This window comes from Streptomyces endophyticus, assembly GCF_035798155.1.
Lineage (GTDB): Bacteria > Actinomycetota > Actinomycetes > Streptomycetales > Streptomycetaceae > Streptomyces > Streptomyces endophyticus.
The window spans coordinates 68,065-74,834 of sequence record NZ_JAOZYC010000144.1 but is presented as its reverse complement, the minus strand read 5'-3'; the positions used below and the strand labels follow the sequence as shown (position 1 = coordinate 74,834).

Genomic DNA, 6,770 nt, shown 5'->3' with positions numbered 1-6,770 from the left:
TGCGCCGCCCGCCGCACCGCGTCCCGCGCCCGCCGCCGGGCCCGCGCCTCCGCGTCCGCCAGGCAGCGCGCCTCGGCCCGCGCGAGCGCCGGCTCCTCGACGAGCACTCCCTGCCGCTCGTACCGCCCGCGCCGCCGATGGAAGCGCACGACGACGGCCGAGAGCGCGCTCTCCTCGCGTGCCCTGCGGGTCAGCGCCGTGTCCCCGCGCGGCAGGAACACGAGGTGCCCCAGGTCGGCGCAGTCCAGACAGCGGGGCTGCCCGCCCTCCAGGGTCAGGAGGCCGAGCGGCCCCCGAAGACAGGCGCCGCACCGCCTGCGCTTGACCGGCTGGAAGACGAGGGGGCTGCGCGCGACGGCCGGTGCCGGGGTGGCTCTGGTCATACGAGCGTGATGCCCGCCTGGGCGGGCCCTGCATCATGGAGTGCGTGCGACTTGAAGCGATCACCTGGGAACGGCTCGGCGACACCCTTGCCGAGCGGCTGCTCGACCTGAAGCCGGCCGACGGCGGCCCGTGGCTGAAGGTCGCCCTCGACGGAGCGCCGGCCGCCCGCCCCGGCGAGCTCGCGGTGCTCGTCTCCGAGGCCCTGCGCACCCGCGGTCGGTCTTCGCTCACGGTCGGCACCGAGGGCTTTCTGCGCCCGGCCTCGCTCCGGTTCGAGTACGGGCACCGGGACGTCGAGGCGTACTACAGCGGCTGGTTCGACACGGGCGCCCTGTGGCGCGAGGTGTTCGGCCCGCTCGAACCGGACGGCACGGGCCGCGTCCTGCCCGACCTGTGGGACCCGGTCACAGACCGCGCGACCCGCAGCGACTACGTCCAACTCCCTCCCGGCGGCGTGCTGCTGATGCACGGCCCGCTGCTCCTGCACCACTGGTTCCCCTTCGACCTGACCGTTCACGTGAGCCTGTCGCGGGGCGCGCTGCGGCGACGCACCCCGGAGTCCGAGCAGTGGACGCTCCCGGCCTTCGAGCGCTACGACTCCGAGACCGGACCCGCGGCCTGCGCCGACGTCGTCATCCGCGCCGACGACCCGCGCCACCCGGCGTGGAGCGGGTGACCGCTCCGCCCCGCGCGGCTCCGCGGCTCACAGCCAGCCGTTGCGCTTGAACCCCCGGTACACCACGAAACAGATCATCGCGATCACGGACATCATCAGCGGATAACCGAACCGCCAGTGCAACTCCGGCATGTTCTCGAAGTTCATGCCGTAGACGCCGCAGCCCATCGTCGGCACGGCCACGATGGCGGCCCACGCCGTGATCTTTCGCATGTCCTCGTTCTGCGCGACCGTCACCTGCGCCAGGTGAGCCTGCAGGATCGAGTTGAGCAGTTCGTCGAAGGCCGCTATCTGCTCCGCCGCCCGCAGCAAGTGGTCCGACACGTCGCGGAAGTACGCCTGTATCTCGGGCGGTACGGCGGGGAAGGGGCGCCCCGAAAGCTCCTGTATCGGCCGGGACAGCGGCACCGCGGCCCGCTTCAACTCCAGCAGCTCACGCTTGAGTTGATAGATCCGGCCAGGGTCGGCCTTCGCGCCGTTCTGCGCGAAGACGGCCGCCTCGACGTCGTCGATGTCCGCCTGGACCTCGTCGATCACCGTCAGATAGTCGTCGACGACGCTGTCCGCGATCGCGTGCAGCACCGCCGCCGGGCCCTTGGCCAGCTGCTCCGCGTCCGCTTCGATCCGCTCGCGCACGGGGCCGAGCGAGCCGTGCCGGCCGTGCCGCACCGTGATCACGAAGTCCTGGCCGAGGAACACCATGATCTCGCCGGTGTCCACCACTTCACTGGTCGCGGTGAGCTCCGTGTGGTCGACGTAACAGACCGTCTTCAGAACCGCGAAGAGCGTCTGCCCGTACCGCTCCACCTTGGGCCGCTGGTGCGCGTGCACCGCGTCCTCGACGGCCAAGGGGTGCAGGTCGAACAGCTCGGCGATGTCCGCGAACTCCACCTCCGACGGCTCGTGCAGCCCCAGCCAGACGAAACCGTCCGCGGACTTGCGCACCGCGCGCACCGACTCGACGAGATCGCCGGCGCCCGACTCGCGCACGCCCTCCCGATAGGTCACGCAGTTCACCACCGCGGAGCCCAGCGGGGAGCGCGCCGGGTGGCTCAGGTCGACCTTGGGCGTGCGCCGCGCGAGCCGCGCGACCTTGCGCAGGCTGCCCACCCTGCGCAGACCGCCGACCTTCCGCAGATTGCCCGCCATGGACATGCTCTGGCCCTCCCGATTTCCGGCCGTTGTTCCGTTCGTTTTCCGTCACGAAGATGACTTGATGGGTCAGTCTGCCAGCGGCCACCGACAGCGCGTCTACCCCTGTGGGAACGGAAGGTTCCGCTCCGCTGCGCAATGTCCCGTATCCACTGATTGGGCTGGGATGATCGGTTCATGATGCGATCCGGCGAGCACGCGTACCTCCTCGACAACCAGCAGCCCGAAGCGGGGCGGCGCTTCGACGCCTTCTCGGTCCTCTTCGACCCCACGACGTTCCGGCACATCGAGCGTCTCGGCATCGGTTCCGGCTGGCGCTGCTGGGAGGTCGGGGCCGGTGGTACGTCGGTGGTCTCGTGGCTCGCGCGGAAGGTCGGCCCGACCGGCCGGGTCCTCGCCACCGACATCGACACGTCCTGGCAGACCGCCACACCCCGTACGCCCGTCGAGGTGCGGCGCCACGACATCGGCGTCGACGAGCCGCCCGCGGAGAGTTTCGACCTGGTGCACGCGCGGCTCGTCCTGGTCCATGTCCCGGACCGGGAGCGGGCGTTGGCATCGATGATCCGTGCACTGCGCCCCGGCGGCCGGCTGCTGATCGAGGACGCCGACCCCGCGCTTCAGCCCCTGCTCTGCCCGGACGAGGCGGGCCCCGCGCAGGAGCTGGCCAACCGCCTGCGGCACGGCTTCCGTTCCCTGCTCGCGGAGCGCGGCGCCGATCTGTCGTACGGCCGCAAGCTGCCCGGACTCTTGCGTGCGGCGGGCCTGCGCCAGGTCGAGGCGGACGCGTACTTCCCGCTGGCGTCACCGGCCTGCACGGCGCTGGAGACGGCGACGGTCGGGCAGATCCGCGCGCAGCTCGTGACGGCGGGCCTGGCGACGGACGACGAGATCGACCAGCACCTGGCGAATGTGGCCGAGGGCTCCATGGACCTGGCGACGGCTCCGCTGATCTCGGCGTGGGGGCGGAAGGAGTAGATGAAGTAGGGGGCTACGGAGGTGGGTGAGGGTGGGCTCCACGCGCGCGTGGAGCCCACCTCACCCCGACTGTCCGGACCGGCGTCAGACCGGGCGGGCGCCGCTCAACGCGCCGTGCGGATCGAGGACGTACTTCCGGCTCGCGCCCTGGTCGAACTCCGCGTAGCCGCGCGGCGCGTCCTCAATGCCGATCACGGTCGCGTTGACGGCCTTCGCGATGTGCACGCGCTCGTGCAGGATCGCCATCATCAGGCCCCGGTGGTACTGCATCACCGGGCACTGCCCCGTCGTGAACCGGTGACTCTTCGCCCAGCCGAGGCCGAGCCGCACCTTCAGCGTTCCGGTGCGCGCGTCCTGGTCGACGCCGCCCGGGTCGTCGGTGACGTACAGGCCGGGGATCCCGAGCGCGCCACCGGCCGCGGTGAGACCCATCAGGGAGTTGAGGACCGTGGCCGGCGCCTCGGGCGCGTCCGGGCCGTGCGCGCGGGCCTCGAAGCCGACCGCGTCCACGGCCGCGTCCACCTCGGGAACGCCGAGGATCTCGGCCACCTGCTCCTCCACCGTGCCGCGCGTGAGGTCGACCGTCTCGCAGCCGAAACTCCGTGCCTGCGCGAGCCGTTCGGAGTTCATGTCCCCGACGATCACGACGGCCGCGCCCAGCAGCTGCGCCGATGCCGCCGCCGCGAGTCCGACGGGCCCGGCCCCGGCCACGTACACCGTTGAACCGACCTTCGTGCCCGCGGTCACCGCTCCGTGGAAGCCGGTCGGGAAGATGTCGGAGAGCATGGTCAGGTCGAGGAGCTTCTCGCGCGCCTGGTCGGCGTCGGGGAAGCGCAGCGCGTTGAAGTCCGCGTAGGGGATCATGGCGTACTCGGCCTGACCGCCGACCCAGCCGCCCATGTCGACATAGCCGTAAGCCGCCCCGGGCCGTGCCGGGTTGACGTTCAGGCAGATGCCGGTCTTGCGTTCCTTGCAGTTGCGGCAGCGGCCGCAGGCGATGTTGAACGGCACGGAGACGATGTCCCCGACGTCCAGGAACTCGACGTCCGGGCCCTTCTCCACGATCTCGCCGGTGATCTCGTGGCCCAGGACGAGGCCCTCGGGTGCCGTGGTGCGGCCGCGCACCATGTGCTGGTCGCTGCCGCAGATGTTGGTGGCGAGCACCTTGAGGATCACGCCGTGCCGACAGGTCCTGCCCACGTTCCGCGGGGCCACTCCGGGCCCGTCCTTCAGCTCCAGCGTCGGGTGCTCGATGGTCCTGACCTCCACCGTGCCCGGCTTGAGATATGCGACTGCCCTGTTTCCGCTCATGCCTGATCGCCGTCCCTTCGGCTCCGTGACTCGTCTACGGCGGATGCTCCGGGTGTGCGCACGGCGGAGTCTGCTACCGAAACGGCGTTCTGAGGAGTCTTTGGGCGGAGTTGTTGAAGCCTCGACGAGCCGTCCAGTCGGCGGGGCCCGTACGGCACAGGCCGTCCAGTGAGAGGAGGGGCGCAGGTCATCTACGGTGAGTGGCCATGACCACGAACGATCGACCCGCAGCCGCCCTGGGCTCCTTCGCCGTCCGCGTCCCGGACGTGGACCTCGAACCCGAGCCCCTCGACCCCGCACAGGTCGTCTCCGGCGCCCCCGAGGTGACCGGCAAGGTGCTCTGGGAGTCGGCCGACGGCAAGCAGCTGCGCGGCATCTGGCAGATCACGCCCGGCGTGGTCACCGACACCGAGGCGAACGAGCTGTTCGTGGTCGTCAGCGGCCGCGCCACCGTCGCGGTCGAGGGCGGCGAAAGCCTGGAACTCGGCCCCGGCACGGCCGCCGTGCTGCGCGAGGGCGACCGGACGACGTGGACGGTGCACGAGACGCTGCGCAAGGCGTACCACATCACCCTGGGCTGAACCGCGTCCGAACGTCCGCTCCCGCTAGGGTCCTTCTGACGGATCAGGCTGGACGCGGACGGCGTCCACGTGCGGTGCCGACAAGCGGGGTCTGGTGCGTGCAGCTGCAAGGCGGAGGAGGGCGTCAACGCGGAGCGTTGGCAACCGACGACAACGCCGCAGATGTGCGTGCCAGGGCTCGCGACTCCAGCAAGATCCGTCAGAAGGGCCCTAGGGGTGTTGGGTCTTCCGCGTGAACAGGGCCAACGCCCCGAGTGGGAGCAGCAGGCAGGCCGCGGCCAGGTTCAGCCACGCGTAGCTCGCCGTCGCCACCACGATGCCCGCCGCCGCGCCGCCGATTCCCGCCGACAGACTCGTCGTCAGGTCGGAGAGTCCCTGCGCGGCGGCCCGCGCGGCCTGCGGCACGGAGTCGGTGAGCAGCGCGGAGCCCGCGACGAGCCCGGCCGACCAGCCGAGCCCGAGCAGGAACAGCGCCACCGCGCTCTGCCCGTGGCTCCCGCCAGCGGTCCCCGCGAGCAGCGCCGCGCATGCGAGGAGGCCCACCGCGAGCCCGATCACCGTGAGCCGCCCGAACTTGTCGGCGAGGCGACCCATCACCGGCGAGAACGCGTACATCCCGGCGATGTGCCCGCTGATCACGAGCCCGATCAACTCGATGCCCGCGCCGTGGTGTTCGAGGTCCACGGGTGTCATCGACATGACGGACACCATCGCCGTGTGCGACACCGCCACCGTCACCAGCGCGAGCCGGGCGCGCGGGGACGCGGACACGGCCGCGAAGCCCGCCCGTATGGAGCGCGCGGCGGGCGACTGCTCCTCGGCGGGAGCCAGGGCCCGCGCGGTCAACAGGGGGTCGGGGCGCAGCAGTACGTGCACTACGACCGCCGATATCAGGAACACCCCGGCCGCCCACACGAAAGGACCCGCCTCCGCCGGTATGCCGAGCCCGGAGACGCTGCGGCCCGCGGGCGCCGCTATGTTCGGCCCGAGGACGGCGCCGATGGTGGTGGCCCACACGACGGTCGAGATGGCGCGGGCCCGCCGGTCGGGCTCTGCGAGGTCGGCGGCCGCGTACCGGGCCTGGAGGTTGGCGGAGGACGCCGCGCCGAAGCCCATCAGCCCGATGAGCAGCAGCGGAAAGGTGCCGATCACCGCGGCGACGACGGTCACCACGGCCCCCACCGTGCCGATCAGATAGGCCAGTACGAGGCCGGCCCGCCTCCCACGCGCGTTCATCAGCGCGGCCAACGGCACCGAGAGCACCGCGGTCCCCGCGACGCTCGCCGTGGACGCGAGGCCGGAGAGCGCTTCGTCCCCGCTGACCTTCTTGGCGAGCACGGCGGCCAGCGCGATCCCGGTGGCGGTCCCGAGCCCGCCCAGTATCTGCGAGGCGACGAGCACCCGCTGCGTACGCCGCTGCAGCGCCCCGGTCCCCGGGCCCGGCTCACGCCCCGCGGCCGGTCCGAGGTCTTCCGCGCGGCCGGTGCGCCCGGCCCGTCTGACGCCGCCCGCGCGGCCGAGGCCACCGGGTGGATCGAGGTCTCCCGCGCGCTGGGTGCTGTCGGCGCGTCCGACGCACTCGGCCCGTACGCGGCCGCCCGCGCGGCCGAGGCCTTCGGAGCGATCGAGGGCTCCCGCGCGCCCGTTGTCGGCGGCGCGTCCGGCGCCATCGGCCCGCCCGCTGTCCT

6 protein-coding genes and 1 pseudogene are annotated in these 6,770 nt (G+C 72.1%); 3 read left to right on the top strand and 4 right to left on the bottom strand.

Going from position 1 to position 6,770, the window contains the following annotated elements:
* A pseudogene (locus OKJ99_RS27595) lies at positions 1 to 383 on the bottom strand (DUF2293 domain-containing protein); the annotation flags it as partial.
* Positions 384 to 427: 44 nt separating this feature from the next.
* Between OKJ99_RS27595 and OKJ99_RS27590 the strand changes: the two are divergent.
* On the top strand, positions 428 to 1,060 hold the full coding sequence (locus OKJ99_RS27590; protein WP_326020344.1) for a nucleoside/nucleotide kinase family protein: 633 nt from the start codon (positions 428 to 430) through the stop codon (positions 1,058 to 1,060).
* Positions 1,061 to 1,087: 27 nt separating this feature from the next.
* On the opposite strand, the gene OKJ99_RS27585 is transcribed toward OKJ99_RS27590, so the two are convergent.
* Positions 1,088 to 2,215, bottom strand: coding sequence for a magnesium and cobalt transport protein CorA (locus OKJ99_RS27585; protein WP_326020343.1), 1,128 nt, complete (start codon positions 2,213 to 2,215; stop codon positions 1,088 to 1,090).
* Between the two features lie 174 nt (positions 2,216 to 2,389).
* On the opposite strand from OKJ99_RS27585, the gene OKJ99_RS27580 reads away from it, so the two are divergent.
* Positions 2,390 to 3,190, top strand: coding sequence for a methyltransferase domain-containing protein (locus OKJ99_RS27580; protein ID WP_326020341.1), 801 nt, complete (start codon positions 2,390 to 2,392; stop codon positions 3,188 to 3,190).
* A gap of 84 nt (positions 3,191 to 3,274) precedes the next feature.
* On the opposite strand, the gene fdhA is transcribed toward OKJ99_RS27580, so the two are convergent.
* Positions 3,275 to 4,501 carry a formaldehyde dehydrogenase, glutathione-independent gene (fdhA, locus tag OKJ99_RS27575; RefSeq protein WP_326020340.1) on the bottom strand — a complete coding sequence of 409 codons (1,227 nt, stop codon included), beginning with the start codon at positions 4,499 to 4,501 and terminating at the stop codon, positions 3,275 to 3,277.
* 206 nt (positions 4,502 to 4,707) lie between these two features.
* On the opposite strand from fdhA, the gene OKJ99_RS27570 reads away from it, so the two are divergent.
* Positions 4,708 to 5,082, top strand: coding sequence for a cupin domain-containing protein (locus OKJ99_RS27570; RefSeq protein ID WP_326020339.1), 375 nt, complete (start codon positions 4,708 to 4,710; stop codon positions 5,080 to 5,082).
* A 210-nt stretch (positions 5,083 to 5,292) separates the two neighbouring features.
* On the opposite strand, the gene OKJ99_RS27565 is transcribed toward OKJ99_RS27570, so the two are convergent.
* A complete protein-coding gene (locus tag OKJ99_RS27565; RefSeq protein WP_326020354.1) occupies positions 5,293 to 6,504 on the bottom strand; it encodes an MFS transporter in 1,212 nt (403 codons plus the stop codon).
* Positions 6,505 to 6,770 lie beyond the last annotated feature (266 nt).